This window comes from Caballeronia sp. J97, from assembly GCF_905220305.1.
Lineage (GTDB): Bacteria > Pseudomonadota > Gammaproteobacteria > Burkholderiales > Burkholderiaceae > Caballeronia.
Genome location: NZ_CAJMZL010000097.1, coordinates 1 through 583 on the forward strand (window position 1 = coordinate 1; position 583 = coordinate 583).

Here is a 583-nt window from a genome sequence, read left to right on the forward strand (position 1 = left end):
TTCATGCCGAGATCGACCAGCAGGTTCAGGCACGCCAGCGCCGCCGCGCCCGCGCCCGACGCGACCAGCTTCACTTCGCCGATGTTCTTGCCGACGACCTTCAGACCGTTCGTGATCGCCGCCGCGACGACGATGGCCGTGCCGTGCTGATCGTCGTGGAACACGGGAATCTTCATGCGCTTGCGGCATTCGCGCTCGACGATGAAGCAGTCCGGCGCCTTGATGTCTTCCAGATTGATCCCGCCGAAGGTCGGCTCGAGCGCGGCGATCACGTCGACGAGCTTATGCGGATCGCTCTCGTTCAACTCGATATCGAACACGTCGATGCCGGCGAACTTCTTGAAGAGCACGGCCTTGCCTTCCATCACCGGCTTGGACGCGAGCGGCCCGATGTTGCCGAGGCCGAGCACGGCCGTGCCGTTCGAAACGACGCCCACGAGATTGCTGCGCGCGGTGAAGCGCGCGGCGTTCAGCGGATCTTCGACGATCGCTTCGCACGCGAACGCGACGCCCGGCGAGTAAGCCAGCGCGAGATCGCGCTGGTTGATCATCTGCTTGGTGGGCGCGATCGCGATCTTTCCGG

1 pseudogene is annotated in these 583 nt (G+C 64.5%); it reads right to left on the bottom strand.

Annotated features, from left to right (window positions below):
- Positions 1 to 583 (bottom strand): annotated as a pseudogene (locus U4Y90_RS35995) (NADP-dependent malic enzyme); the annotation flags it as partial.